Source organism: uncultured Methylibium sp., assembly GCF_902826655.1.
In the GTDB taxonomy this organism is placed as follows: Bacteria; Pseudomonadota; Gammaproteobacteria; order Burkholderiales; family Burkholderiaceae_C; genus Methylibium.
This window is the reverse complement of record NZ_CADEFR010000008.1, coordinates 42,082-68,025: the sequence shown is the minus strand read 5'-3', so window position 1 is coordinate 68,025 and position 25,944 is coordinate 42,082. Positions and strand designations below refer to the sequence as shown.

Here is a 25,944-nt window from a genome sequence, read left to right as displayed (position 1 = left end):
CACGCGCGGTCACTCCCGGCTCTCGCTGCTGCCTGCGGGCCGTCGCGACACTAGAGCTTCAGCGGCAGCTCCCGCTGCCTCACGCCCGTCAGCGCGAACAGCGCGTTCGCCAGCGCCGGGGCGATCGGCGGCAGGCCCGGCTCGCCGACGCCGGCCGGCGCGTGGGGGCTGGGCACGAGATGGGTCTCGATCACGGGCGTCTCGGCCAGCGTCAGCAGCTTCTGGTCGGGATAGTTCTTCTGCTGCACCTCGCTCGCGACGATGTCGATGCGGCCGTACAGCGCCGCGGTCAAGCCGAAGACGATGCCGCTCTCCATCTGCCGCACGACGATCGCCGGGTTGACGACGGTGCCGCAGTCGACCGCGCAGACCACGCGGTGCACGGCCAGCTTCGGCGCCACCGACACCTCGACGACCTGCGCGACGATGCTGCCGAAGCTCTCGTGCAGCGCCACGCCGCGCGCGCGGCCGGCCGGCGGCGGCTTGCCCCAGCCGGCCTTGTCGGCCGCCAGTTGCAGCACCGCCGCATGGCGCGGCATGCCGGCCAGCAGCGACAGCCGGTAGGCCACCGGATCCTGGCCCGCGGCCTGCGCCAGTTCGTCGACGAAGCCCTCGCTGAAGAAGGCGTTGTGCGAATGCCCGACCGCGCGCCAGTAGCCGACCGGCACGCCGCTGCGCGTGGCTGCGTGCGCGATGCGCTGGTGCGGCACGTCGTAGGGCAGGTCGAACAGGCCCTCGGCCGTGCTCTTGTCGGGCGCATCGACCGGGCCGGTCAACCACGGCAGGCCGCGCTCCATCCAGCGCGGCGTGATCGCGTCGCCGGCGCTGGCAATGCGCAGCGTCTGCGGCTTGCCGTCGCTGCCGAGCCAGGCCTTCATCACGGCCGCGGCGGCCGGTCGGTAGTAGTCGTGCGTCATGTCCTCGCTGCGCGACCAGAGGATCTGCACCGGCCGTCCGCCGGTCACCTGCGCCACCGCGACGGCCTGCGTCACGAAGTCGGCATCGAGGCGCCGCCCGAAGCCGCCACCGAGCAGCGTGACGTGCACGGTGACGGCCTCCTCCTTCACGCCGGCGGCGCGCGCCGCCAGCGCCCGCGCGATGCCCGGCACCTGGGTCGAGGCCCAGACCTCGACGCGGCCGCCCTTCACGCGCGCGGTGCAGTTGATCGGCTCCAGCGCCGCATGCGCGAGGTAGGGCGCGCGGTAGCTCGCCTCGACGGCGCGCGCGCCGCTGCCGGCCGCCGCCTGCTCGGCCGCGGCCAGGTCGCCGCGCGCATGGAAGGGCAGGCCGCCGTCGTCGGCGAAGGCCTCGCGCGCGCGCGTCTCCAGTGCCGCGGCGATCGCGACGCTGTCCACGGTGCCGGCCGGCGGCGGCGCCCAGTCGATGGCCAGCGCGTCGACGGCCTGCTGCGCGTGCCAGCTGCTGCGCCCGACCACCGCGACCCCGGCCGTCAGGCCCGCCAGCGCCGGCAGGCGCACCAGCCGCAGCGCGCCGGGGCGCTTCAGCACCTCGTCCTCGTTCGTGATGCGCTGCGGCGCGCCACCCAGCATCGGGCACATGCGCACGGCCGCGTACAGCAGGCCCTCGGGCCGCACGTCGAGGCCGAACACCGCGCTGCCGTCGGTCTTGGCCGGCACGTCGGTGCGCGGCGCCGGGCGGCCGATCAGCGTCCAGGTCTCGCGCGGCTTGAGCCGCACCTCGCCGGTCGGCGTGGCCGCGGCCGCGGCGGCGAACTCGCCGAAGTGCCCGCTGGCCCCCGAGGCCGCATGCGCGATCACGCCGCGCTGCACCGTGATCTCCTCGCGCGGCTGGCGCCAGCGCAGCGAGGCCGCGCCCACCAGCTGCGCGCGCGCCGTGGCCGCGGCCAGGCGCAGCGGCTCCCAGGCATCGGCGATCGTGGTCGAGGCGCCGGTCGCGTTGATGCCCAGTTCGCGCGCCAGCTTGCCGACCAGATGCTCGCCGAGGCGCACGCCGTCGGTCTCGTGCCCGGGCTCCTTGTCGCGCGGATGGAAGGGCAGCGCCGCGACGAACATCGCGACATTGCCGTAGATGCTGTCGTGGCCGGCCTGCTCGAGCCGGATCCGGTCGAGGCCGATGTCCAGTTCCTCGGCCACCAGCATCGCCAGCGCGGTGTGCACGCCCTGCCCCATCTCGCTGCGGTGCATGGCCAGCGCGACCGAGCCGTCCGTGGCGACCTTGATCCAGCCATTGAGCGCCACCTCGCCGGCCTGCAGCGCCATCAGCGTCCTGGCACCCAGGCGCGAGCGCGGCGGCAGCAGCCCCCAGCCGACCAGCAGCGCGCCGCCCGCCGTCGTGGCGCCCAGCAGCCAGGTGCGGCGCCTCATGTCGCTTTCCTTGCAGCGGGTGCGGCCACCGGCGCGCGCGGCGCCTCCTTCTTCTGCAGCGCCCGCGCCGCCTCGTGGATCGCGGCGCGCACGCGCGGGTAGGTGCCGCAGCGGCACAGGTTGGTGATGGCCGCGTCGATGTCGGCATCGGTGGGACGCGGGTTCCTCTCCAGCAACGCAGCCGCCGCCATCAGCATGCCGCTCTGGCAGTAGCCGCACTGCGGCACCTGGTGCTGGATCCAGGCGCGCTGCAGCGCGTGCGGCGTCTCGGGCGAGCCCAGGCCCTCGATGGTCTGGATCGCCTTGCCCTGCACCTGCGACAACGGCGTCACGCAGGACCGCAGCGGCTCGCCGTCGACGCGCACCGTGCAGGCACCGCAGGCCGACACGCCGCAGCCGAACTTGGTGCCGGTGAGGTCGAGCACATCGCGCAGCACCCACAGCAGGGGCATCGCCGGATCGACGGCGTCGTCCGGAAGCGGCCGGGGCTGGCCGTTGATCAGCAGGTCCATCGGGCGGGTTGGGAAGCGTCGATGGATCCGATTCTGCGCGGCGCCGCCAGGCGCCGCCCGTCGGCGGCGGTCGCGGTCCTCAAGGAAACACGAAGTCGCGTGTCAGGTTGCCGGCCGTGAGGTCGATGTCGGCGTTCTGCGTCGTCAGGCCCTCGGCGCGGGCCTCCAGGCGATAGCGCGCCGCCACGGGCGCGTCGGGCACGAAGGTGTAGGTCACGGGCGCCGATGCCGCATAGGCGGCCCGGCCGGGTGCCGCGACCGGCAGGCTCAGGCTGTAGGCCCCCACCAGGTCCACCTGACGCGCGCCGATCTCGACATCCGGCCCGCCGGTCAGGCGCTGCACGGCGTGCACGGTGGCATCGGGAATCGCCGTGGTTCCGGCACGGGTGACAACGCCGGTGACGCTCGCCGGCGCGCTGGCGGCGGCCAGCGGCAGCGCCGCGCCGGTCGTGCTGAGGGTCGTGCGTGCGGTTTCGGTGACAGGAACGCCGGTGACGACGGCGGTGGCACGCCCTTGCGCGCCCAGCACGACGTCATAGCTGCCCACCGCCAGCGGCGACAGCACGAAGCGCCCCGTCGCGTCGGGCACGGTGGAGCGTCGCACCACCCCGCCCTGCTGAGCCGATACCGTCGCGCCGACCAGGCTCGCGTCCACATAGCCCTGGATCGCGTTGCCCGCCGCCGCGAACACCGGCGTCGCGCTGATCACCGGCTTGAGCAGGATCTGCCCCGAGTTGCCGGCGACCACCAGCGAGCGACAGGCGTCGAAGTCCAGCACCAGGTCGGCGACCTGGTTGGCCGCCACGCTGAAGTTCGCCTGGATCTTGCTGCCGCTCTGTTGCGCGCTCGGCGTTGTCAGCGGCTGTTCGCTGCCGCCGGTCGGCCAGACCGAGTTGGCCAGCGGACTGCCGCCCGTGTTGGGCGCCAGCACCAGGCGCACCTGGGTGTAGCTGCCGGCCGGCAGCGACAGCGTGCCGAGTTCCTCGAGCACGCCGTTGGTCAGGTCGAGCAGGTCGATACGGCGCGCCGGTGCCAGCACCAGCTCCGACCATCCGGCATCGTTGACGCCGGCCGTGGCGCTGCGGTGGACGCGCACCCGCTCGACGGTGACGTTGACCTCGTCGTAGCCGCAAGCCGGCGCATCGGTCAGGTGGAAGCGGACGCTGCCCGTGCCGCTGTCGCCGGAGCCTCCGCCGCCGCCACAGGCGGCCACCAGGGCGGCGCCGCCGATCAAGGCGGCCGCGACGAGTCGGGCAGGGCGGTTCGGTGTCTGGCTGGACCTCATGGCTGGACTCCTCGGTATCGGGCCCTTCGACGGCTGGGCCTTGCGCAGGGAGCTTAGTGGCGTCCGGCGCCAGCCATGTAGGCGTTTGCAACCGTCACCCCCGCGGCCGCGGGAGCTACAAACCCCTGAACAAGCCCTGGAAATGCCGCGACACCGCCAGCCGCTCGCTGCGTCCGCGCAGCGTGACGACCATCTGGCCTTCGTCGACGCGCAGCGCGCTGGCGATGCAGCGCTGGTTGACGATCACCGAGCGGTGGATCTGCCAGAAGCGCTCGGCATCCAGCTGCGTCAGCAGCTCCTTCAGCGGCAGGCGGATCAGCGCGTCGCCGTCGGCATGGACCACGCGCGTGTAGCGCGCATCGGACTCGAAGTAGACGACGTCCTCGACGCGGATCAGCTTCACCTCGCGCCCGACGCCGGCCTGGATCACGTCCAGCGGCGCCGGCTTGCGCAGGCCGCCGAGCAGCGACCCGATCAGGCCCTGCAGGTCGGCCGGCGGCTGGTTCAGGCGCTGCTGCAGGCGGTCGACCGCGCGGCCGAGACGCTCGTCCTCGACCGGCTTCATCAGGTAGTCCACCGCGCCGGCATCGAAGGCCTCCAGCGCGTGGTCGCCGTGCGCGGTGACGAAGACCACGTGCGCGCGGCCGCGGATGCGCTGCGCGACCTCCAGGCCGGTCAGGCCGGGCATGCGCACGTCGAGGAAGCAGACCGCCGGCTCGTGCTCGAGGAAGGCGTCCCAGGCGTCGCTGCCGTTGGCCGCCGCGGCGACGACGGCCAGCGCCGGCCAGCGGCGCGCCAGCGCGGCGAGCAGCTGCTCGCGCGGGGCCTCTTCGTCGTCGGCGACCAGCGCGGTCGGGGTCGTGGCGTCCATCGTCATGGGGCGTTCGCGTCGGGCAGCCACACGCGGGCCAGCGTCCCGCCCTGCGGGTCGCGCAGCAACTCCAGCCGGGCCTGCGCGCCGTGGCGGCCGACCAGCCGCTCGCGCGAGTTGCGCAGGCCCACGCCTTCGCTCACCGGCAGGGCCAGCGGCACGCCGCCGTTGCGCACGCGCAGCTCGACGCCGCCGTCGCCGCGCTCGGCCTCGATGCGCAGCAGGCCGCCGTGCAGGGCCGGCTCGATGCCGTGCTCGATCGCGTTCTCGACCAGCGTCAGCAGCAGGCCGGGCGGCAGCACGATGTCGGCCGCCTCGACCGGCAGTGCGATCTCGTGGCGCAGCCGCGGCCCCAGGCGCGCCTGCATGATGCCCAGGTAGGTCCGCGCCAGCTCGGCCTCCTGGGCGAGCGTCGTGCTGTCCTTCTCCAGCAGGCCGACCGACTGGCGCAGGAAGCTGGTCAGGCTCTTCAGCAGCGGGCCGCCGCGCGCATCCTGGGTGTCGACCCAGTGCTGCAGCGTCGCCAGCGTGTTGAACAGGAAGTGCGGCTGGATCTGCACCTGCAGCAGCTTCAGCCGCGCCTCGGCGGCCTGGCGCGCCGCGGCATCGCGCTCCTGCTCCAGCCGCGACTGCGCCAGCTCCTGCTGCAGCGCGTAGCGCCGCGCCGCCGCCGTGCCCCACATCACCAGCATCAGCGCCAGCCCGGCCAGCAGCTGGAAGGGCGTGGCACGCCACAGCACCGCGCCCAGGGCCTGCAGCCACTGCTCGCCCGACATCGCGCTGCGCCAGGTCGAGCCGATGACCGAGGCGAACACGCCGGCATAGGTGCCCAGCATCATGATCAGCGCGATGCGCCACAGCCGGCGACCCGAGTAGCGCTGCGGCATCAGCCACACGCTGACCCCGCCGACGACGAAGCAGAAGGCCAGCACCAGGCTCACCAGCAGGGCCGACGCGAAGGCAACGCCGGCCGCGGCCAGCCCGGCGGCGGCTCCGGCCACGCCGAGCGCCACGCCCAGCCAGACCCACAGCCCGCGGCGGCTGTAGAGCAGCCGGTCGATGGCCTCGGCCTGCGCACGCACCTCCGGCGCCATGCGCGCGTAGTGCGGCGCCGCCCAGCGGAAGTACCAGCGCTGGAAGCGGTTGTGCGCAAGGGGCAGGGGCACGGTCATCGGGCGCAGTCTAAGCAGGCCGCAGACCGGTGGCCGGCCGCGCGCGGCGAACGGCAGCCTGCCCGACGCGAACGGCCCGCCCGCCGTCATGAACGGCGGCCTCAGGCCGCCAGCAGCTCGCCGCCCTGGAAGACCTTCAGCTCGCCCGGCGCGAAGGCGGCCCAGGGCTCGTCGGTGGTCAGCGGCTCGGTCACGACGACGGCCACGCGGTCCTGCGGCGTGGTCAGCTCGGCGAAGTTGACGGTCAGGTCCTGGTCCTGCAGGCGCGCCTCGCGGAAGGGATGGCGGCGCTGCAGCCAGTGCAGCGCGGTCGAGCAATGGGCCCACAGCGCGTCGCCGTTGCTCAGCAGGAAGTTGAAGCTGCCGTGCCTCGCCACCGGCGCGACCAGCTCGCGCAGGGTCTCGGTCAGGTCGCCCACGCTCGGCACCGAGGCGTGGTTCTTCGCCAGCTCCTGCAGCAGCCAGCAGAAGGCGCGCTCGCTGTCGGTGTCGCCCACCGGCCGGAACGCGGCATGCAGCTTGGGATGGAAGTCCTTCAGGTCGCCGTTGTGCGCGAACACCCAGTAGCGGCCCCACAGCTCGCGCACGAAGGGGTGGGTGTTCTGCAGCGCGACCCGGCCCTGCGTGGCCTTGCGGATGTGGGCGATGACGTGCTCGCTGCGGATCGGGTAGCGGCGCACCATCTCCGCCACCGGCGAGCTCGCGGCGCTGTGATGGTCGACGAAGCAGCGCACGCCGGGACCTTCGAAGAAGGCGATGCCGAAGCCGTCCTTGTGCTCCACGGCGCGCGTGGCAAAGCCGGTGAAGCTGAAGACGATGTCGGTCGGCGTGTTGCCGTTCATTCCGAGCAGCTGGCACATGCGGCCAGTATCGCAAGCGCGCGACTCTGCCGGCCGGCATGCCAGACTGCGGCCACGGCCCACCGCCCCGGGGGTCGCCCAGGGAGTACAGCGATGCCGGGACTCTTCGATCTGGTCAGCGCCCTGCTGCAGCGGGCGCGGGCACCGCAGCGCGAGCCAGCGCGCGGCACGCGCAGCTACCGTTGCCGCTGCGGCCGGCCGGTGTTCTTCCGCAACAGCGCCTGCACCCGCTGCGGCGCGGCGCTGGGTTTCGACCCGGACTCGCAGCGCCTGCTGCCGCTCGAGCCCGGCCCCGCCGCGGGCGAGTGGCGCATCGACCCCGCCGCCGGCGTCGCCGCCGACACCCCCGTGCGCCGCTGCGCCAACCTCGACACCCCGGCCGGCTGCAACTGGCTGATCCCGGTGGCGCCGCCGGGCCGGGCGACGCCGCTGCTGTGCCGCGCCTGCCGGCTGAGCCGCACCATCCCCGACCTGTCGGTGCCCGAGAACGCCGACCTGTGGCGCCGCATCGAGGTGGCGCGCCGGCGCCTGGTGTCGCAGCTGATCGCGCTGGGGCTGCCGGTCGCGTCCAAGGTGCCCGCGGCCGCCGAGGACCCCGAGCGCGGGCTGATGTTCGACGTGCTGCGCGCGCCGCCCGGTGGCGTGCCGGTGCTGACCGGACACGCGGGCGGGCTGATCACGCTCAACCTCGAGGAAGCCGACGACGCGGTGCGCGAGCACGTGCGCGCGCAGATGCACGAGCCCTACCGCACGCTGCTGGGTCACTTCCGCCACGAGGTCGGCCACTACTACTGGGACCGCCTGGTCGCCGGCACACCGTGGCTGGACGACTTCCGCGCGCTGTTCGGCGACGAGCGCGCCGACTACGCGGCCGCGCTGCAGCGGCACTACGCGAACGGCGCGCCCGCCGACTGGGCGCAGCGCCACGTCAGCAGCTACGCCAGCACCCACCCGTGGGAGGACTGGGCCGAGACCTGGGCCCACTACCTGCACATGGTCGACACGCTGGACACCGCGCTCAGCTTCGGCCTCGACGCCGACGACCTGGAGCTGGAGTTCGACCGCTTCGGGTCCGATGCCCTGTGGCGCCCCGACGACCCGGGGGCCGGGCAGTTCGTCGGCTTCGTCAATGCCTGGGTCGAGCTGACCAGCGTGCTGAACGAGCTGTCGCGCAGCATGGGCCAGCACGACTACTACCCCTTCGTGCTGCCGCGACCGGCGATCGGCAAGCTGCAGTTCGTGCACCTGGTGGTGCAGGGCGCGAAGTGAATCCTCAGCCCGGCGTCGCGAGCTTCAGGCCGACGATGCCGGCGACGATCAGCCCCAGGCTCAGCAGCCGGCCGGCGCTGGCCGACTCGCCCAGCAGCACGATGCCCAGGATCGCCGTGCCGACCGCGCCGACGCCGACCCACACTGCGTAGGACGTGCCCACCGGCAGCGTCTTCATCGCCTCGCCCAGCAGGCCCAGGCTGACGATCATCGCCGCCACCGTGGCCGCGGTCGGCCAGGGCCGCGTGAAGCCCTCGGTGTACTTCAGGCCGATGGCCCAGCCCACCTCGAACAATCCGGCCACCACCAGCAGCAACCAGGCCATGGAGCGTCTCCCTTCGATGCGTGGATGAACCTGCCGCGCCTCAGCGCGGGCAGTCGCCGCCGTAGCGGACCGTGCCGTCCTTGCACTCGGTCAGCACGGGGGCGTCGCGCCGCGCGGGGGCGGACGCCGGCGGGGATGTCGACGAGGCGGCCGGGACTGCGGCCGCGGCGCCGGTGGAACGCGCGTAGACGATCCTGCGGCTGCCGCGGTCGCAACTGCCGACCACCTTGCCGTCCGCCGGTGCATCCGCATCGACGACGGCGAGCGTGAAACTCGCGACGCCCGAGGCACGGATCTTCGCTTCGATCTGCTCGCGCAGCGCGTCGCAGTTGCCGGGCGCCGGGTTCGCCGCGGCCGCCCCCGGCGCGACGGCGGCCAGCAGCGCAGCGGCCAGGCAGGCGATCGGGAGGCCGGTGGAGCGCATGGTGCCGGGCCGCTCGCCGATCAGGCCGCCGGTGCGCGCCGGGCGCCCGATGTCGGCGCATCCCGCCGCGGATCGCCCAGCGCCCGGTCGAGCGCCACGGCGGCCTCGGCCAGCGCGACCACGGTCTCGCGGCTCAGCGGCGTGTCGGGCCCGATCGCCAGCGTCGCCATCTCGTACTTGCCGCCCGGCTTGAGCCGCGGCTCGATGTCGCGCAGGCGCTGGCCGCGCCAGAAGCCGAACAGCACGCGCGCGGGCTCGGCCCGGATCAGCAGCACCGGGCCACTGCGGAGGTAGACGAGGTGGCCCCACTTCAGCTGCTCGTCCAGGCCGGGCGCGGCCTCGCGGACGGCGCCGCGCAGCGCCTCGGCATAGCGACGCTGCCAGCCGGCGAGCGCGGCGATGTACTCGTCGGGGCTGCGGGCGGGCGTGAGGATCATCGTGTCGGGTCCGGCGGGCTCAGGCGGCCGTGCCGCCAGCCGACGGCTCCACCGCCGCCACCTCCCGCGTCTGGAACTCGCCGGGCATCACGATCTCGAGCATCTCGACGTCCGGGCTGTGCCCGATCTCGCGATGACGGATGCCGGGTGGCTGGTGCACGCACGAGCCGGCTTCCAGCCGGACGATGCCTTGCCCTTCGTACTCGAACTCGATCCAGCCCTTGAGCACGTAGACCAGCTGGAAGGCGATGTCGTGAACATGCGGCTGGCCCGAGAACTCGGTCCCTGCGGCGGCGCGGATGACGTGGGCCACCACCTGCCCGTCGGTGGCGTCCTTGATGCCGAGGTCGCGGTACTCGAAGAAGGACCGGAGCCCGCGCTCGAAGCGGGCGTCCTTCGCATGCGTCGCGACGAATCCGCGGGGGGTCATGGCGCGTCTCCTGCAAGCCTTGGAATCGGTTCGAGTATGCGACGGTGCCGGGCCTGCCGTGGCGCCCGCAGGAGCGGCTACTTCGCGAAGAACATCGCGATGCAGCACGCGAGCCCGATCGCCCAGAGCACCGACCGCAGGTTCGCGCGGTCGGCGAGATAGGCGCCGATGTAGCCGACCCGCGCCGCCACGAAGGCCAGTGCCAGGCCGTCGACCAGCGACTGCGAGGCCTGCAGGCGCTCGGCCACCAGCACCCCGGCGATGAAGAGCGGCAGCGCCTCGAAGCTGTTCATCTGTGCCGCGTGCGCACGCGCCTGCCAGCCCTGCAGATTGCCCAGCCACTGGCGCGGGTTGTGGTTGTCGAAACCGCCCTCGCGACGCGGCTTGCCGAAGCCCCTGGACTTGGCGATCCACGCGCAGGCGATGGGCAGGAGGCAGGCGACCAGGAGGCAGGCGTCGGCGATGGTCATCGTGGGGCAGCGAGTTGGTGGACGCCGGGTGGTCGAGCCTTCGCGCCGGCCCGGGGATGATAGTCAGCCAGCGCCTCGCTCCCGCACGCGCTCACCGCTCGAACAGCAACCTCGCGAAGCTCTTCAGGCTGACCAGGTTGCCCGGCGTGTGCGTCTCTTCCAGCACGCCGCTCATGCGCTGCAGGCGGCGCGGGCTGCGTCGGGCGCTCCACACCAGCAGGTCGATCAGCCAGGGCCGCGCGTTGACGCTGTTGGCTTTCTCGTAGACCGCGAAGCGCGGGCGCAGTGCGTGCAGCGCGGCTTCGTAGCGCTGGCGCACGGTGGCATCGTCGTGGCTCGCGCGGCGGCCGTCGATCACCGCCTCGGCGGCCAGGATGCCGGTCTCCAGGGCCTTGCCGATGCCTTCGCCGGTCAGCGCGTAGGTGCTGCCGGCCGCTTCGCCGGTGACCAGCAGGCCGGGGCGCGACCAGGCGGCGCCTTCCAGGCTGCAGCGCAGCGGCGCACCCTTCAGCTCGCCCAGCAGCTGGCCGCCCTGCATCAGCTCGCGCGCCGGCGGGTGCACCTCGGTGAAGGCGGCAAAGACCTCGCGCAGGTTCACGTCCTGCATGGTGTTGCGGCCGTCGCGGCCGCGGCTGTGGCTGTGCGCGACGCCCACGCCGATGTTGAACACGCCGTCGCGGCAGGGAAAGATCCAGCCGTAGCCGGGCTTGACGCGGCGGTGCCACAACACCTCCAGCTCGGTGATGCGGCCGACCATCGCGTCGTTCTTCACGTAGCCGCGCAACGCCACCGCGCTGGGCGTACGGCGCTCGCACACGCCCGCGGCGATGGCGGCCTGCGGCACCGCGCCGCCGGCCATCACGACCCAGCGCGCGCGGATCTCGTGCGTCGCCTCGCCGGCCTGCAGGCGCGCGCCGACGACGACGCCGGCCTCCTCGATCGGTGCGACGAAGCGCAGCGGCGCGTGCATGCGCGCCCCGGCCTCGGCCGCGGCGCGGCACAGCACCAGGTCGAGCTGCCGGCGCGGCAGCACGGCCAGCGTGCCGGGCACGTCGATGAAGCCGCCGCGCGGGCCGATGCAGCGCACGTGCTTCACCGGCTGCGCCAGCGCCATCACCTCGTCGAGCACGCCCAGCCGGGCCATCGCCCGGTGGGCGTCGGGGATGAGGCCGTCGCCGCAGACCTTGTCGCGCGGAAAGGCCTGCTGGTCGACCAGCACCACGTCGACGCCGGCGCGCGCCAGCGTGCACGCAGCCGCGCTGCCGGCCGGTCCGGCGCCGACGACCAGCACCTCGCAGGACGCCGGCAGTTCGGCGGGCGGGCGGTTCAGCAGCGGGGGCGAGGGCGTGGACGGAGCGGCGACGGGATCCATGGCAGGCGTTGGCGGGGCGCGGGCCGCATTCTAGGAAGCGGGGGCGTCGTGCCGGGGCGCGTCCCTGGCGGCATCCGCCGGCTTCATGCGCACCGCCGCCAGCGTCGCCAGCGCGCACACCGCGGCGACCAGCCAGAAGGTGTCGCCGAAGGCCGCCAGCGCCTGGGCCTCGCCGCGCACCGCGATGCGCCACTGCAGGAAGATGCCGACCACGCTGACGCCCACCGCGCCGCCCAGCTGCCTCAGGAAGTTGATGCTGCTCGACGCCGGCGAGATCATCGCCATCTCCAGGCCGCGCATCGCGCCGAGGTTCAGCGACGGCAGCACCAGGCCCAGGCCGATGCGCCCGACCACCGCCATCGCGGCGATGAGCCACAGCGCCGTGCCGGTGCCGATCAGCGCCATCAGCGCGAACGACACGGCCAGCAGCAGCACGCCGATCGCCACCAGCCGGTGCGGCGGAACGCGGTCGCTCAGTCGGCCGGCCAGCGGGATGGTCACCGCCAGCACCAGGCCGGCCGGCAGCAGCACCGCGCCCGCCTCCGACGGCGGGAAGTGCAGGCCGCTCTGCATGAACACCGGCACGAGGTAGGTCGACCCGAACAGGCCCATGCCGTAGATGAAGGCGACCAGCGCGCCCATCGCGAAGGGCCGCGCGTCGAAGAGCTGCAGCGCCAGCAGCGTCGGCCGGCCGGCGCGCGCGCCGCGGCGCTGGTGCACGATGAAGCCGACGGTCAGCAGCGCCGCCAGCGCCAGCAGCGCCAGGCCGACGCGGCGGTCCGGGTGGTGCAGCTGCACCAGGCCGTTCAGCAGCGCCAGCGTCGCCGCGCTCACCAGGCCCAGGCCCGCGACGTCGAGCCGCCGGGTCGGGTCGGCCGGCACGCCGCCGGGCGCGGTGGTCGGCAGCAGCCGCTGGCCGGCCGCCAGTGCGATCAGGCAGAAGGGCAGCACGACGAAGAAGATCGAGCGCCAGCCGAAATGCTCGACCAGCACGCCGCCGACGCTGGGCCCGATGGCCGGCGCGAGCACCACGCCGAAGCCGAACAGCCCCATCGCCTTGCCGCGCTCGTGCGGTGCGAAGGCGTGCACCGCGATGATCGCCGGGATGGGCTGCAGCACGCCGGCCGCCAGGCCCTCGAGCACGCGCATCGCCAGCACCAGGCCGTAGTCGTTGGCCAGGCCGCCGACCGCACCGCCCAGGCCCAGCAGCGACACCGCCACGCCGAAGGTGCGGCGGTAGCCGTAGCGCGCCAGCAGCCACGAGGTCGGCAGCATCGACAGCGTCATCGCCGCCATGAAGCCGGCCGCGACCCATTGCGCGCGCTCCTGGCCCAGGCCGAAGTGGCGGCTCAGGTCGGGCACCGCGACGTTGACGATGGTCGACGACAGGATGGCCGCGACGGTGCCGAGCATCACCGTGCCCAGCACCATCCAGCGGTAGCGCGGACCGTGGCGCGCGCGCAGCGCGGCCAGCGAGTCCGGATCGGGGGGCGGCGCGTCGTCGACCGGGGGGCTCATGCGCCGATTCTTGTGCAGATCGGCGCGCCCTCCCTGTCGGCTACCAGATCGACACGCGCTGCGCCGGCGGCAGGTACATCGCGTCGCCCGGCTTCACGTCGAAGGTCGTGTAGAAGGCCGGATGGTTGCGCACCGCGCCGTTGGCGCGGAACTCCGACGGCGAGTGCACGCCGGCCTTCACGCGCTCGATCAGCGCGGCCTCGCGCTCCTTGCTGCGCCAGATCTGCGCAAAGCCGTAGAAGAAGCGCTGGTCGCCGCTCAGGCCGTCGATCGTCGGCGCCGGCTTGCCGCCCAGCGACAGCTGGTAGGCCTTGTAGGCGATCTCGAGGCCGGAGTTGTCGGCGATGTTCTCGCCCAGCGACTGCTTGCCGTTGAGCTTGTAGCCGGGCACCGGCTCGAAGGCGCCGTACTGCGCGATCAGCACCTCGGTCCTGGCCGCGAAGCGCGCGCGGTCCTCGGCGGTCCACCAGTTGCGCAGGTTGCCGTCGCCGTCGTACTGGCTGCCCTGGTCGTCGAAGCCGTGGCTGATCTCGTGGCCGATCACCGCCCCGATGCCGCCGTAGTTGACCGCCTCGTCGGCCGCCGCGTTGAAGAACGGCGGCTGCAGGATCGAGGCCGGGAACACGATCTCGTTGAGGCCCGGGTTGTAGTAGGCGTTGACCGTCTGCGGCGTCATCAGCCACTCGTCGCGGTCGATGGGCTTGCCGAGCTTGTCGACCAGGCGCTCGTGCGCGAACTCGCGCGCGCGCCGCACGTTGCCGGCCAGGTCGTCGCGCTGGATCTTCAGCGAGCGGTAGTCCAGCCACTGCTTCGGGTAGCCGATCTTGGTGGTGAACTTCGCGAGCTTGGCCTGGGCCTGCGCCTTGGTGGCCGGCGTCATCCAGTCGAGCTTGTCGATGCTCTGCCGGTAGGCGAGCATCAGGTTGGCGACCAGGCTCTCCATGCGCGCCTTGTGCGACGGCGGGAAGTACTTCGCGACGTAGAGCTTGCCCAGGCCCTCGCCGACCGAGTCCTCGACCAGCGCGACGCCGCGCTTCCAGCGCGGCAGGTTCTCGGGCGTGCCGCGCAGCACGGTGCCGGCGAAGGCGAAGCGCGTGTCGACCATCTCCTTGTTCAGGAAGGGCGCGTAGGCATTCAGCACACGCACCTTGGCGTAGGCCTTCCACGCCGGCAACGGCGCCGTCTCGGCCAGCTTCGACAGGCCCTCGAAGTAGCTCGGCTGGCCGATGATCACGTAGCCGGCCTTGCCCGCCACGCCGGTGCCGGCGAGGAAGGCGTTCCAGTCGATCGCGGGCGCGAGCTTCGGCAGCGCGTCGACTTCGACCTTGTTGTAGGTCTTCACCGGGTCGCGGTTCTCGACCTTGGTCCACTGCACGCGGGCCAGCTCGGTCTCCAGCGCCAGCACGGCGGCCGCCGACGCGGCGGCGTCCTTGTCGCCGGCCAGCGCCAGCATCTTCTGCAGGTGGTCCAGGTACCTGGCGCGGATGTCCTTGAAGCGCGCGTCGTCTTCCTTCAGGTAGTAGTCGCGGTCGGGCAGTCCCAGGCCGCTCTGCGACAGGAAGGTCGCGTAGCGCGTCGAGTCCTTGTCGTCCTGGCCGACATAGAAGGCCACCGGCATGCCGATGCCCGCACGCACCGAGCGCGCCATCAGCGCGCCGAGCTGCCTGCGGTCGGTCAGCGCGTCGACCGCGGCCAGCTCGGCGGCGATCGGCCTGAGGCCCAGCTTCTCGACGGTGGCCTCGTCCATGAAGCTGGCGTACAGGTCCCCGATCTGGCGCGCCTCGGCGTCGCGGCCGCTCTTCGCCGCCTCCTCGATCAGGCCCAGCAGCTGCGGCTGGATGGCGTCGTGGATCTGGTTGAAGGCGCCGGTGCTGGCGCGGTCGGCCGGGATCGGCGTGTTCCTGAGCCAGCTGCCGTTGACGTGGCGGTAGAAGTCGTCCTGGATGCGCACGGCGCGGTCGACGTTGGCCTGCTCGACGCCGGACGCGGCCGGCTGGGCATGGACGGGGGCCAGGACGGCCAGCGCGACGGCGGCGCCGACGACGCCGAGGGCCAGCGCCCGGCGGGGCTTGCAGGAAATACTCACGATCAAGACTCCTCGCGGCGGTGACCGCTTGCGTTGTGGGGTGGGCACCGGTCGGCGCCGGGCGCCACTCTAAAGCCCGGCCACCCGGCGTCGGCAGGGCCGTGCGACGGACGGCGGAAAGCGTGGAATGGACGGGGCACCGCCTGCCCGCGCCGGCGTCCGGGGTAACCCGGGGGGCCGTGCCGGAGCCGGCCCCCCGGCCTACAGTCGGCAGCCGGTTGCCATCCGCCCGACCGATCGGCAGCCGCCCGGCGACCGGCCACCCGCCGCACCGCCTTCCTTATCCAAGAACGATTCAAGGAGACCCACCCCATGCATCCCTTCGCCCGCCTCACGCTGACGGCCGTCGCGGCCGCCCTGCTGTCCGCCGGACCCGCGCTGGCCCAGCAGAACATCGAGAAGCTCAAGCAGTTCAAGGTGTCCGGCGTGGACCTCAACATCCCGCCGGTGCCGCAGACCGGCAAGAACGCCGACGCGATCCGCAGGAACCTCGAGCGCGTGAAGCTGCCGCCGGGCTTTCGCATCGACCTGTTCGCGGTGGTGCCCGACGCGCGCCACATGGCCGTGGCGCCCAGCACCAACATGCTCTTCGTCGGCACCCGCAAGACCACGGTGTGGGCCGTGACCGACCGCAACTCCGACGGCGAGGCCGACGAGGTCAAGGCCTTCGCGCCCAGCCTCAACTTCAAGGTGCCCAACGGCGTGTGCTGGACCAAGGACGGCTTCCTGCTGGTGGCCGAGCACAACCGCGTGCTCAACTTCCCCGCCGCCGAGTTCTTCTACGAAGGCCCGGACGTCGCGGTGATCGAGGTCGTGCCGCAGGGCAAGCTGATCCCGGTGGAGGAAGAGTCCTTCAACCACGGCGCGCGGGTCTGCAAGATCGGGCCGGACGGCATGGTCTACATCTCGCTGGGCCAGCCCTTCAACGTGCAGCCGCGCGACAAGCTCAAGATCTTCAACGAGGTCGGCATCGGCGGCATGGTGCGCATGAACGCCTTCGACGGCAGCAAGCGCGAGGTCTACGCCACCGGCATCCGCAACTCGGTCGGCCACGACTTCAACCCCAAGGACGGCACGCTCTGGTTCACCGACAACCAGACCGACGGCATGGGCGACGACATCCCCAACGGCGAGATCAACCGCATCACCAAGGCGGGCCAGTTCTTCGGCTACCCGTGGATCCAGGGCAAGACCCGCATCACCGACCACGGCTACGACAAGGACCCGCTGCCGACCAACGTGACCGCGGCCCAGGTGCTGACCGAAGCGCATGCGGCCGACCTGGGCATGGCCTTCTACACCGGCAAGTCCTTCCCGGCCAAGTACCAGGGCGGCTTCTTCAGCGCGCAGCACGGCTCGTGGAACCGCACCAAGCCCAACGGCGCGCAGGTGCTGTTCACCTCGCTCAAGGCCGACGGCACGGCCGACAAGACCGAGGTCTTCGCGAGCGGCTGGCTCGACGAGAACACCGGCACCTTCCGCGGCCGCCCGGTCGACGTGGCGACGATGAAGGACGGCTCGCTGCTCGTCTCCGATGACTACGTCGGCGCGATCTACCGCATCAGCTATGTGGGCGACGCGAAGCGCTAGGACCTGGTGCTGGATCGCGGCGCTGTTGATCAGCGCCGCGGTACCAGCGGCCCAGGCCAACGAAGCGGGCCGTACCAAGTCGGCCGCCTGCTCCGCCTGCCATGGCCGGCTGGGCCTGGCGACGTTGCCGGACGCGCCGAACCTCGCCGGACAACCAGCGATCTACGTCGAGGCCCAGCTCAAGGCCTACCGCAGCGGTGCGCGCCAGCACCCGGTGATGAACGTCGTCGCCCAGTACCTGAGCGATGCCGACATCGCGGCGCTGGCGGCCTGGTATGCGTCGTTGAAGGTCGAAGTGAAGGAGCCTTGAGCCTCCTCGCTACTGTGTGACGTCGGTCGCGCGGGTCGAGGACAGCGGGTGACCGGCTCCGTTCATGTCCTCCGACCGGGCTGCGCCCGGCCTCCTCCTTTACTTCACTGCGCCGGTCACCCACTGCCCTCGACCTTCCACCGCCGCAGCATTGCAGGCCTCCGAGCGGCCAGAGCGATGCCAGCAGCGAAGCCGGCTGGGGCGTTGTACGGAGCGAAGTAAAGGAGGAGGGACGGGCATCGCCCGCCCCGGGGGACATGAGCGCAGTACAGCGCCCCAGTCGGTTTCGCTGCCCGCGCCGCGCAAGCAAGCAAGGTGAATCAGAGCTTGACGGTGCGCCCCACGTACAGGATCGGCCCCGTCGGCCGTCCGATCGTCGAGCCGCCTTCGGGTTCGAGGGTCAGCTCGAAGAGCGTCCTGGCCTCGACCGCCGGCAGCTGGCCGACCGGCAGCTCGACGGTCTGGCCGGCGCGCACCAGGCCCAGCGAGGTCGGGCCGGCCGCGCCTTCGGGCTTGGTCCAGAACTGCAGCGTCTTGCCGGCGGGCACCGGCTGCCCCGCGACCGCCGCCACCGGCACCAGGCGCAGCTTGTCGCCGGCGGTGATCTCGACGACCCAGCCGGCGGTCTGGTTGTCGGGCGCCTGCAGCACCGCGAGGTAGCGCACCGGCGCATCGACCGCGGTCGGCGCGCGCAGCACCAGCAGCGTGGCCAGCACCATCGAAGCCGCGATCGCCAGGCCGCCGGTGAGCTGCCAGCGGCGCAGGCGCTGCCACAGCGGGTCGTTGGCGGCGGCGGGCGCGGCGGCCGGTCGTGCCGCGGGCGCGGCGCCCAGCCGTGCGGCGATCTTGGGCCACAGGCCGGCGTCGGGCTCGGCCGGCGCGACGCGGCGCGTCAGGCCGAGCAGGCGGTCCTGCCAGCGGTAGACCTCGGCCTGCAGCGCCGCGTCGGCAGGCAGGGCCCGATCGACCTCGGCGCGCGTCGCGGCATCGAGCGTGCCGAGCACGTACTCGCCGGCGGTGGCGCTGCGTTCCTGCGGATCCTGATCGAGGCTCACGACAGGCACTCCTTCAGCGACAGCAGCCCGCGGCGGATCCACGACTTGACGGTGCCGACCGGCGTGGCGATCTCGCGAGCGATCTGCTCGTGCGTGTAGCCCTCGACGAAGGCGCGCACGATGCAGTCGCGCTTGCGCTCCTCCAGTGCGGACAGGCAGCGGTCCAGCGCCGCGGCGTCGGCGTGCGGCAGGTCGGGCGCGGGCTCGAGCGCGGCGTGCGCATCGGCGACGGCCTCGAGGTCGTCGCCGGCCGGCATCTCGCGCTGCACGCGGCGCGCCTCGTCCAGCGCGCGGTGACGCACCACGGTGTAGATCCAGCCGCGCCCCGAGCCCAGCGCGCGCTGGTAGGTCGATGCGCGCTGCCAGACCTGCAGGAAGGCCTCCTGCAGCACGTCGTGCGCGGTGTCGCGGTCGCGCACGATGCGCTGCGCCACGCCCAGCAGCCAGCGCGACTCGCGCTCGTAGAGGGCGCGCAGCGCGTAGCGCTCGCCGCGCGCGCAGGCCTCGAGCGCCGACTCGTAGTCGAAGCCATCGGGGGAAGTGCTCGTCGGGCTGGGCATGGGGCGGCGGGGCGGGTCGGACGCGATCCTAGCCGAGCCGGCGGCCCGGCCGACGTGGCCGTCGCAGACCACGTCGGCCGCCTCGCCATGATCAGAAGCGGATCGCCAGGTCGACCAGCGGCACGCCGCCGGCGCCGCCGATCTGCGCCGCGTCGGCCGCCAGGCCGCGATAGAAGGTCGCGGCCCCGGTGGTCAGGTTGACGGCGTACAGCGACATCGGGCCGGTCGTGCCGACCCGCAGCGCCGCCAGCGCGAGGCCGTTGCCGCCGCCCGCGATGTCGAAGCCGCCGCTGCCGGCGATGTCGAGGCCGAGCGCGCCGACGTCGACCAGCGTGCCGTTGTTCGGCGGGTTCTGGATCGCCAGCACGTTGCTGGCGGCCTCCAGGTCGTAGAGCACCGTCGTCGTCGTGCCGGCAAAGCTGTTGGCGTAGGCCGCAGCCAGCACCGAGGGCGCGACGCCGACGCGGTTGATGTCGCCGTCGGTCGTGGTGAGGCCGGTGTCGACGTTGATGCGCAGGCTCTGGCCGTTGTCGGCGATCACGCGCAGGCGGTCGGCGGCCGGGTTGAAGTCGACGCTGAGCGCGTTGCTCGCGAGGCCGCTGTAGGGCGCGGTCGCGTCGGCCGGATCGGCGGCCAGCGCGACACGGAAGGTCGCCGCGCCGGTGGCCGGGTCGACGGTGTAGAGCCGCCCGCCGGTGGCCAGCGCGTAGAGCAGGCCGTTACCCGGCCGCACGTCGATGCCGAGGATCACTTCGCCGGTCTGCAGGCCGGTGATGGTGGTCGTGGAGGTGATGGTGTTCGGCGCCGCCGGGTTGAAGGCCAGCAGGCGGTTGTCGGCGGTCAGGCCGATGGCCGTGGGCGCGGCCGGCTGCACCAGCGCCAGCCCGCGGATCGCTTCGCCGCCGGCGATCGCGCCGCCGGCCACGGCGGTCGCGGCGCCGGTCGTGAGGTTGACGGTGTACAGCGAGGTCGTGCCGCCGACCGTCAGTGCGGCGTAGCCGGTGTTGTTGCGCGCGTCGATGTCGAAGCCGTTGGCCGCGGTCGCCGTCACGCCCAGCGGCAGGCCGGCGGCCAGCGTGCCGTTGTTCGGCGGGTCCTGCAGGTGCAGCGTGCCGGCGACCACGTCCAGGTCGAAGAGCTGGGTCGTCGTCGTGCCCGCGAAGCTGTTGGTGTAGGCGCCGGCACTGACCGTCGCGGTGCCGCCGGCGGCCGGTGCGATCAGGCCGTCGGTGATGGTGTCGCCGGTGGCGACGTTGATGCGCAGGTTCTGGCCCAGGTTGCCGATCACGCGCAGGCGGTCCGCGGCCGGATTGAAGTCGACGGCGAAGCTGTCGCCGACCAGCGCGGCGTAAGGGTTGTCGTCACCGGCCGCGGCGCGCAGCGCGACACGCAGCGTGGCCGCGCCGGTCGACGGCACGATCGTGTAGATGTTGCCGGCGCTGCCCAGCGCGTACAGCAGGCCGTCGGCCGGACGGATGTCGATGCCGAGCAGCGTCTCGCCCGAGGCGAGGCCGGTGACCGACACCGCGCCGACCAGCGTGGCCGGCGTCGCGCGGTTGAACGAGACGATGCGGCCGCTGGCGGTCAGCGCGACGGTGTCGCCGACCGCCACCGGTTGCGGTGCCGGCGGCGGCGCATCGCCTCCGCCACCGCAGGCAGCGAGGCCCCCGAGAGCGAAGGCGGCAACGGTGGCGAGCAGGGTCTTGCGATGCATGGCGGGAAGTCTCCGTGGTCGATGACACAAGAGCCCGACGGCCTTTCGGCCGATCGGGTTCGCATGTCGGGGACTACGGACATCCCGCCGCGGCGGATGCAGCGGCTTGCAACAAAAGGCGCACGGCGCGCTCGCGCGCCGGCGCTCAGAGTTCCTCGTAGAGCGGCAGCGTCAGGAACTCGGCGAAGGCCTCCTGCGTGCTCATCTGCTCGAAGATCTCGGCCGCGCGATCCACGGTCGTGCCTTCGTAGCCGGCTTCCTTGATGCCCGCGAGTTCTTCCGCGACCATCTTGCGCACCATCGCCTCGGTGACCTTGCGGCCGTCGTCGAGCACGCCCTTCGGCGACCGGATCCACTGCCAGACCTGCGAGCGCGAGATCTCGGCGGTGGCCGCGTCTTCCATCAGGTTGTAGATCGGCACGCAGCCGTTGCCCGCCAGCCAGGACGCCAGGTAGTACATGCCGACGTTGATGTTCATGCGCAGGCCGGCCTCGGTGATCGGGCCCTCGGGCTTGAACTCCAGCAGGTGCTCGGCCTCGATGTGCGTGTACTTCTTCTGGCGCTCGATCTGGTTGGGCTTGTCGCCCAGCACGTCGACGAACTCCTTCATCGCCACGTCGACCAGGCCCGGGTGCGCGACCCAGCCCCCGTCGTAGCCGTCGTTGGCGTCGCGGCGCTTGTCCTTGATGATGCCGGCCATCGCGACGGCGTTCTTCTCGGGGTCGTTCTTGATCGGGATCAGCGCGCTCATGCCGCCGATCGCCGGCGCGTTGCGGTGGTGGCAGGTCTTCAGCAGCAGCAGCGCGTAGGCGCGCATGAAGGGCGCGGTCATCGTGACCCTGGCGCGGTCGGCCAGGCAGAAGTCGCGGTCGTTCTTGAACTTCTTGATGCAGCTGAAGATGTAGTCCCAGCGGCCGGCATTGAGGCCCGCCGAGTGCTCGCGCAGCTCGTACAGGATCTCGTCCATCTCGAAGGCGGCGAGGATGGTCTCGATCAGGACGGTGGCCTTGATCGTGCCCTGCGGCAGGCCGACTTCCTTCTGCGCCATCACGAAGATGTCGTTCCACAGCCGCGCCTCGAGGTGCGACTCCATCTTGGGCAGGTAGAAGAAGGGACCGGCGCCGCGCTCGATCTGCTCCTTCGCGTTGTGGAAGAAGAACAGCGCGAAGTCGAAGATGCCGCCCGACACGCGTTGCCCGTCGACGGTGACGTGCTTCTCGTCGAGGTGCCAGCCGCGCGGCCGCACCTGCAGCGTCGCGATCTTGTCGTTGAGCTTGTAGGTCTTGCCGGCCTGACCGACGGTCAGCGTGCGGCGGATCGCCTTGGACAGGTTGATCTGGCCCTGGATCTGGTTGCTCCACTTCGGGGAGTTGCTGTCCTCGAAGTCGGTCATGTAGCTGTCGGCGCCCGAGTTGAAGGCGTTGATGACCATCTTGGCCTCGACCGGGCCGGTGATCTCGACGCGACGGCAGTGCAGGGCCTTGGGCAGCGGCGCGATCTTCCAGTCGCCGTCGCGGATGTGCTTCGTCTCCTTCAGGAAGTCGGGGCGCTCGCCGGCGTCCAGGCGCTTGGCGCGCACGGCGCGCGCGGCCAGCAGCTCCTGGCGGCGCGGCTCGAAGGCGCGGTGCAGCTGGGCCACGAAGGCCAGCGCCTCGGGCGTCAGCACGGTCTCGAAGCCGGGCTGGATCGCGCCGGTGATCTGCATGCCGGCAGGGGTTTGAAGGGTCGTCATGGCGGACTCCTGGGGACGGGAAGTTTCAGTTTCGGGGATCAGGACGCGGCGGGAAAGAAGTCGAGCACATCGCGCAGGCTGCTGCCGGTGCGCGTGGGTTCGGTGTCCAGGGCCTCGAGCGGCAGCTTGCCGCGGTTGACCCACAGCGTGGTGTAGCCGAACCAGGTGGCGCCGATCGCGTCCCAGCAGTTGCTGGAAACGAAAAGCACCTGCCGTGCCGGCTTGCCCAGCGCCTGCGTGCCCAGCGCGTAGGTGGCCGGGTCGGTCTTGTAGCGCTGCACGGTCTCGACGCTGATCAGGTGGTCGAGCAGGCTGCGGCCCTGGTCGTCGACATAGCCGGCGCTCTTGACGGCCACCGACAGCATGTCCGGGTCGCCGTTGCTGAGGATGCCGGTCGTCACGCCGCGCGCCTTGAGCGCCTGCAGCACGGCCTTGTTCTCGGGGAAGGACCCGAGGTGGCGGTACTGGTTGAGCAGCTGCGACTCGCGCTCGGCCGTCAGCTCGAGCTTCAGGCGCGCGCAGGCGTAGCGCAGGCCGGCGCGCGTGAGGTCCCAGAAGGGGCGGTAGCGGCCGCTCATCGAGGTGAGCCGCGTGTATTCGATCTGTTTGTCGCGCCACAGCACGGCCAGCGCCTCGCCGCGGCCCGGGAACAGCTGCTCGGCCAGCGTGCCGACGCTGTAGACGTCGAACAGCGTGCCGTAGGCGTCGAAGAGGACGGCCTGGACAGGCGGCAGCGAACCGGCGGACTTCATCGTGACCTGACTTTATTGCGAACCTGGGCGCCGATTAATCGGGCGAATAGCGCTTGATCTTTGACCCAACAACCCCTAATCGCCGCCCGACGCGCTACCCTTCACCGATGGACCGCCTGAAGCAGATCGAATCCTTTGCCGCCGTCGCCACCAAGGGCAGCCTGACCGCCGCCGCCGCCGCCGAGGGCGTGGCGCCCGCGGTCATCGGCCGGCGCATCGATGCGCTGGAGGAGCGCCTGGGCGTGAAGCTGCTGGTGCGCACCACCCGCCGCATCAGCCTGACGCACGAAGGCAGCGCCTTCCTCGAGGACGCCCAGCGCCTGCTGGCCGACCTGGCCAATGCCGAGGCCAGCGTCAGCGCCGGCGGCGTCAAGGCCAGCGGCCACCTGCGCGTCACCGCGCCGGCCGGCTTCGGGCGCCGCCACGTGGCGCCGCTGCTGCCGCGCTTTGCCGAGGCGCACCGCGACGTGTCGGTGTCGCTGAACCTGAGCGACCGCGTGGTGGACATCGTCAACGAGGGCTACGACTGCGCGGTGCGCGTCGGCGACCTGCCCGACTCCAGCCTGGTGAGCCTGCGGCTGGCCGACAACCGCCGGCTGTGCGTCGCCGCGCCGGCCTACCTGAAGCGCGCCGGCACACCGAAGCACCCCGGCGAACTGGCGCGCCACCAGTGCCTGACGCTCAGCTCCAACGCCAGCCAGGCGCGCGGCTGGGCCTTCACGGTCGACGGCGAGATCACGCACCTGCGGCCGGCCGGCCGCTACGACTGCTCGGACGGCCAGGTGCTGCACGACTGGTGCCTGGCCGGCCACGGCATCGCGTGGCGCAGCACCTGGGAGGTCGAGGACGAGGTGCGCGCCGGCCGCCTCGTCAGCGTGCTCGACGACTTCGCCGCGCCGCCGAACGGCATCTACGCGGTGTTCCCGCAGCGCAAGCACCTGCCGCTGCGCGTGCGGCTGTGGATCGACTTCCTGAAGCACACCTACGGCGACGAGGCCTACTGGTCCGGCCCCTGAGCCCGGCCGCCAAAAGAAAAAGCCCGGCGGCGCCGGGCTCATCGAGCGGAAGAGCGGGCCTCAGGCCTTGGCGCCGCTCAGGCAGGTCTTCATGAAGGCCTTGCGGTCGTCGCCCGTCTTGCCCTTGGCGTCGGCATTGCAGGTCTTCATCTTGTCCTGCTGCGTGGCCTTCTTGGCCGACAGGCATTCCTTCATGAAGGCCTTGCGCTCGTCGCCCTTCTTGTCGCCGGCGTCCTTGTTGCAGGTCGCCATCTTGCCTTGCTGGGCGGTGGGCTTCTTGTCGTCGGCGGCGTGGACGCTGACGACGGCGGCCGCCAGGGCCAGGGCAGTGAACAGGTGCTTCATCGGGTCTCCTTCGTTCGACTCGCCAAGGGCGTGATTGCCCGTGGGCATTGAAGCACGGGCCCGGCCCGCGCCACAAGCGCGACAACGGCAGGCCGGCGGCAGCGTTGAGGGCTGTCCGCTTGCCGTCAGCCCCGTCGGCCGGGACGCTCTAGATGATGCGCCGCGGATGCGCCAGCGCCTCGTGCGCGACGTGCAGTCGCCGCACCAGCACGCGGATGAAGGCCTCGTCGAAGAGATGGCGGCAGCCCGGGCTCAGGCGCGCCAGCGACTCGGGCGTGAAGCTGATCGTCGTGGCCGGCTCGACCACCACGACGTCGGTGCTGTGGCGCCGCAGTTCGGGGTTGGGCGCGAGGTAGACCATCTCGCCGACCGAGGTGCCCGCGCCCAGGTGCGCGACGCGCTGGCCGTCGCGGTGCACGTCGACCGCGCCGGCCGCGATGATGTGGAAGGTGTTGCCTTCCTCGCCGCGCCGGTAGATGCGGTGGTCGAGCGCGTGGCGCTGCCAGGTAGCGCGGTGCACCACCTCCCACAGCTCGACGTCGCCGAAGTGGCTGAAGAACTCCAGCGCACGCAGCAGCGTGAAGCGCTCCGAGTCCAGCACCGCCTGGCGCTCGCCGCGCGGCACCTGGCGGTTGGTGACCAGCGCCGACAGCGCCTGCGCGAACTCGTCCCAGCCGGCGTGGCGCTCGCCCGGGTGCTTGGCCAGCGCGCGCTGGATCACCTCGTCGAGCGCCGGGTCCACGCCGCTGCGCAGGCCGCTCAGCGCGGCCGGCTTGGCGCTGTAGATCTGCGCCATCAGCACCGACTGCGCGCTGGCGTCGAACGGCGGGCGGCCGGCCACCAGGTGGTAGAGCACGGCGCCCAGCGAATAGATGTCGGCGCGCGCATCGAGCGTGCCGCCGTCCAGCTGCTCGGGCGACATGTAGGCCAGCGAGCCGACGCGGAACACCTGGGTCGTGTCGGACTGCAGGTTCAGCACGCTGCCGAAGTCGCTGACCTTGACGTCGACGATGTCGCCGGCCGCGTTGGTGCTGGCCAGCAGGTTGGCCGGCTTCACGTCGCGGTGGATCAGCCCCTGGCGCGAGACGTAGCCCAGCGCCATCGCGCACTTGAAGCCGATCTCGACCAGCTGGTCCAGCGGCAGCAGCTGGTCGGGGCGGCAGAACGGCCGCAGCGTGGTGCCGGCGACGTACTCCATCACGACGTAGGGCTCGGTCGGGTCGGGCACCGCGTCGAAGATCTGCACGACGTTGGGATGCTGCAGGCGCCCGACCAGCGCGGCCTCGGCGGCGAAGAAGCGCGCGTGCAGGCCGCCGTCGCTGACGTCGGCCAGCGCGCTGGCGCGCACGCGCTTGATCGCCACGTCGCGGTCGTTGAAGTCGTCGCGGCCCAGGAAGACCTCGCTGGTCGCCCCTTCGCCGAGCTTGCGCAGGACGCGGTACTTCCCGATCTGGTCGGGGACGGAGGATGGGGCGGTGGTCATGTCGGTGCGCG

Annotated in this window: 25 protein-coding genes; 4 read left to right on the top strand and 21 right to left on the bottom strand. The window is 72.2% G+C overall.

The features are described 5' to 3' along the window. Positions 1 to 50: 50 nt before the first annotated feature. The 6 genes from QZV97_RS05790 to QZV97_RS05765 all read right to left on the bottom strand — a co-directional run bounded on the left by QZV97_RS05790 (position 51) and on the right by QZV97_RS05765 (position 7,045). A complete protein-coding gene (locus QZV97_RS05790; protein ID WP_295639899.1) occupies positions 51 to 2,345 on the bottom strand; it encodes a molybdopterin cofactor-binding domain-containing protein in 2,295 nt (764 codons plus the stop codon). Beyond that, a complete protein-coding gene (locus tag QZV97_RS05785) occupies positions 2,342 to 2,857 on the bottom strand; it encodes a (2Fe-2S)-binding protein (protein WP_295639896.1) in 516 nt (171 codons plus the stop codon). The genes QZV97_RS05790 and QZV97_RS05785 overlap by 4 nt, the downstream gene beginning before the upstream one ends. 79 nt (positions 2,858 to 2,936) lie before the next feature. Beyond that, on the bottom strand, positions 2,937 to 4,142 hold the full coding sequence (locus tag QZV97_RS05780) for a DUF4382 domain-containing protein (RefSeq protein WP_295639893.1): 1,206 nt from the start codon (positions 4,140 to 4,142) through the stop codon (positions 2,937 to 2,939). Positions 4,143 to 4,257: 115 nt separating this feature from the next. After that, complete coding sequence (locus QZV97_RS05775; protein WP_295639890.1) at positions 4,258 to 5,013, bottom strand: LytTR family DNA-binding domain-containing protein; 756 nt, start codon at positions 5,011 to 5,013, stop codon at positions 4,258 to 4,260. A 2-nt stretch (positions 5,014 to 5,015) separates the two neighbouring features. Further along, the gene (locus QZV97_RS05770) at positions 5,016 to 6,185 is read right to left on the bottom strand and encodes a histidine kinase (RefSeq protein WP_295639887.1); all 1,170 of its coding nucleotides are present in this window, start codon (positions 6,183 to 6,185) and stop codon (positions 5,016 to 5,018) included. A 101-nt stretch (positions 6,186 to 6,286) separates the two neighbouring features. Then, the gene (locus tag QZV97_RS05765) at positions 6,287 to 7,045 is read right to left on the bottom strand and encodes a class II glutamine amidotransferase (protein ID WP_295639884.1); all 759 of its coding nucleotides are present in this window, start codon (positions 7,043 to 7,045) and stop codon (positions 6,287 to 6,289) included. Positions 7,046 to 7,138: 93 nt separating this feature from the next. Here QZV97_RS05765 and QZV97_RS05760 point away from each other — a divergent pair, with 93 nt between their 5' ends. Continuing rightward, positions 7,139 to 8,314, top strand: coding sequence for a putative zinc-binding metallopeptidase (locus tag QZV97_RS05760; protein ID WP_295639881.1), 1,176 nt, complete (start codon positions 7,139 to 7,141; stop codon positions 8,312 to 8,314). A 4-nt stretch (positions 8,315 to 8,318) separates the two neighbouring features. On the opposite strand, the gene sugE is transcribed toward QZV97_RS05760, so the two are convergent. The 8 genes from sugE to QZV97_RS05720 form a co-directional block, all read right to left on the bottom strand. Continuing rightward, the gene (sugE, locus tag QZV97_RS05755) at positions 8,319 to 8,639 is read right to left on the bottom strand and encodes a quaternary ammonium compound efflux SMR transporter SugE (RefSeq protein ID WP_295639879.1); all 321 of its coding nucleotides are present in this window, start codon (positions 8,637 to 8,639) and stop codon (positions 8,319 to 8,321) included. 40 nt (positions 8,640 to 8,679) lie between these two features. Continuing rightward, entirely contained in the window at positions 8,680 to 9,063 is a 384-nt protein-coding gene (locus tag QZV97_RS05750) for a DUF1161 domain-containing protein (protein ID WP_295639876.1), read from the bottom strand. Between the two features lie 20 nt (positions 9,064 to 9,083). Next, positions 9,084 to 9,500 (bottom strand): DUF1801 domain-containing protein, encoded by a 417-nt coding sequence (locus tag QZV97_RS05745; RefSeq protein ID WP_295639874.1) that lies wholly within the window; start codon positions 9,498 to 9,500, stop codon positions 9,084 to 9,086. A 19-nt stretch (positions 9,501 to 9,519) separates the two neighbouring features. Then, entirely contained in the window at positions 9,520 to 9,930 is a 411-nt protein-coding gene (locus QZV97_RS05740; RefSeq protein ID WP_295639871.1) for a cupin domain-containing protein, read from the bottom strand. 77 nt (positions 9,931 to 10,007) lie between these two features. Next, positions 10,008 to 10,400, bottom strand: a complete 393-nt coding sequence (locus tag QZV97_RS05735; protein WP_295639868.1) for an MAPEG family protein — start codon at positions 10,398 to 10,400, stop codon at positions 10,008 to 10,010. Positions 10,401 to 10,491: 91 nt separating this feature from the next. Next, positions 10,492 to 11,772: an NAD(P)/FAD-dependent oxidoreductase gene (locus QZV97_RS05730; protein WP_295639865.1), complete on the bottom strand. Its 1,281-nt coding sequence runs from the start codon at positions 11,770 to 11,772 to the stop codon at positions 10,492 to 10,494. A gap of 30 nt (positions 11,773 to 11,802) precedes the next feature. Then, complete coding sequence (locus tag QZV97_RS05725) at positions 11,803 to 13,290, bottom strand: DHA2 family efflux MFS transporter permease subunit (protein WP_295639862.1); 1,488 nt, start codon at positions 13,288 to 13,290, stop codon at positions 11,803 to 11,805. Between the two features lie 40 nt (positions 13,291 to 13,330). Beyond that, the gene (locus tag QZV97_RS05720; protein ID WP_295639858.1) at positions 13,331 to 15,376 is read right to left on the bottom strand and encodes a M13-type metalloendopeptidase; all 2,046 of its coding nucleotides are present in this window, start codon (positions 15,374 to 15,376) and stop codon (positions 13,331 to 13,333) included. A gap of 312 nt (positions 15,377 to 15,688) precedes the next feature. Between QZV97_RS05720 and QZV97_RS05715 the strand changes: the two genes are divergently transcribed. Next, positions 15,689 to 16,966, top strand: a complete 1,278-nt coding sequence (locus QZV97_RS05715) for a PQQ-dependent sugar dehydrogenase (protein WP_295639855.1) — start codon at positions 15,689 to 15,691, stop codon at positions 16,964 to 16,966. Beyond that, positions 16,944 to 17,276: a cytochrome c gene (locus QZV97_RS05710; RefSeq protein WP_295639849.1), complete on the top strand. Its 333-nt coding sequence runs from the start codon at positions 16,944 to 16,946 to the stop codon at positions 17,274 to 17,276. The genes QZV97_RS05715 and QZV97_RS05710 overlap by 23 nt, the downstream gene beginning before the upstream one ends. Before the next feature lie 320 nt (positions 17,277 to 17,596). On the opposite strand, the gene QZV97_RS05705 is transcribed toward QZV97_RS05710, so the two are convergent. From QZV97_RS05705 to QZV97_RS05685, 5 genes are all read right to left on the bottom strand, one after another. After that, positions 17,597 to 18,331: an anti-sigma factor gene (locus tag QZV97_RS05705; protein WP_295639845.1), complete on the bottom strand. Its 735-nt coding sequence runs from the start codon at positions 18,329 to 18,331 to the stop codon at positions 17,597 to 17,599. Further along, a complete protein-coding gene (locus QZV97_RS05700) occupies positions 18,328 to 18,891 on the bottom strand; it encodes a sigma-70 family RNA polymerase sigma factor (protein ID WP_295639841.1) in 564 nt (187 codons plus the stop codon). The genes QZV97_RS05705 and QZV97_RS05700 overlap by 4 nt, the downstream gene beginning before the upstream one ends. A 91-nt stretch (positions 18,892 to 18,982) precedes the next feature. Further along, positions 18,983 to 20,605, bottom strand: coding sequence for a DUF4394 domain-containing protein (locus QZV97_RS05695; RefSeq protein ID WP_295639838.1), 1,623 nt, complete (start codon positions 20,603 to 20,605; stop codon positions 18,983 to 18,985). A 145-nt stretch (positions 20,606 to 20,750) separates the two neighbouring features. Beyond that, a complete protein-coding gene (gene aceB / locus QZV97_RS05690; protein ID WP_295639835.1) occupies positions 20,751 to 22,337 on the bottom strand; it encodes a malate synthase A in 1,587 nt (528 codons plus the stop codon). Between the two features lie 38 nt (positions 22,338 to 22,375). Further along, complete coding sequence (locus tag QZV97_RS05685) at positions 22,376 to 23,089, bottom strand: haloacid dehalogenase type II (protein WP_295639832.1); 714 nt, start codon at positions 23,087 to 23,089, stop codon at positions 22,376 to 22,378. Between the two features lie 107 nt (positions 23,090 to 23,196). On the opposite strand from QZV97_RS05685, the gene QZV97_RS05680 reads away from it, so the two are divergent. Then, positions 23,197 to 24,105, top strand: coding sequence for a LysR family transcriptional regulator (locus QZV97_RS05680; protein ID WP_295639829.1), 909 nt, complete (start codon positions 23,197 to 23,199; stop codon positions 24,103 to 24,105). A gap of 60 nt (positions 24,106 to 24,165) precedes the next feature. Here the strand turns inward: QZV97_RS05680 and QZV97_RS05675 are convergent, their stop codons facing one another. Both QZV97_RS05675 and QZV97_RS05670 read right to left on the bottom strand, forming a co-directional pair. Next, positions 24,166 to 24,450 carry a PsiF family protein gene (locus QZV97_RS05675; RefSeq protein WP_295639826.1) on the bottom strand — a complete coding sequence of 95 codons (285 nt, stop codon included), beginning with the start codon at positions 24,448 to 24,450 and terminating at the stop codon, positions 24,166 to 24,168. Positions 24,451 to 24,598: 148 nt separating this feature from the next. Further along, entirely contained in the window at positions 24,599 to 25,933 is a 1,335-nt protein-coding gene (locus tag QZV97_RS05670; protein ID WP_295639822.1) for a serine/threonine-protein kinase, read from the bottom strand. Positions 25,934 to 25,944 lie beyond the last annotated feature (11 nt).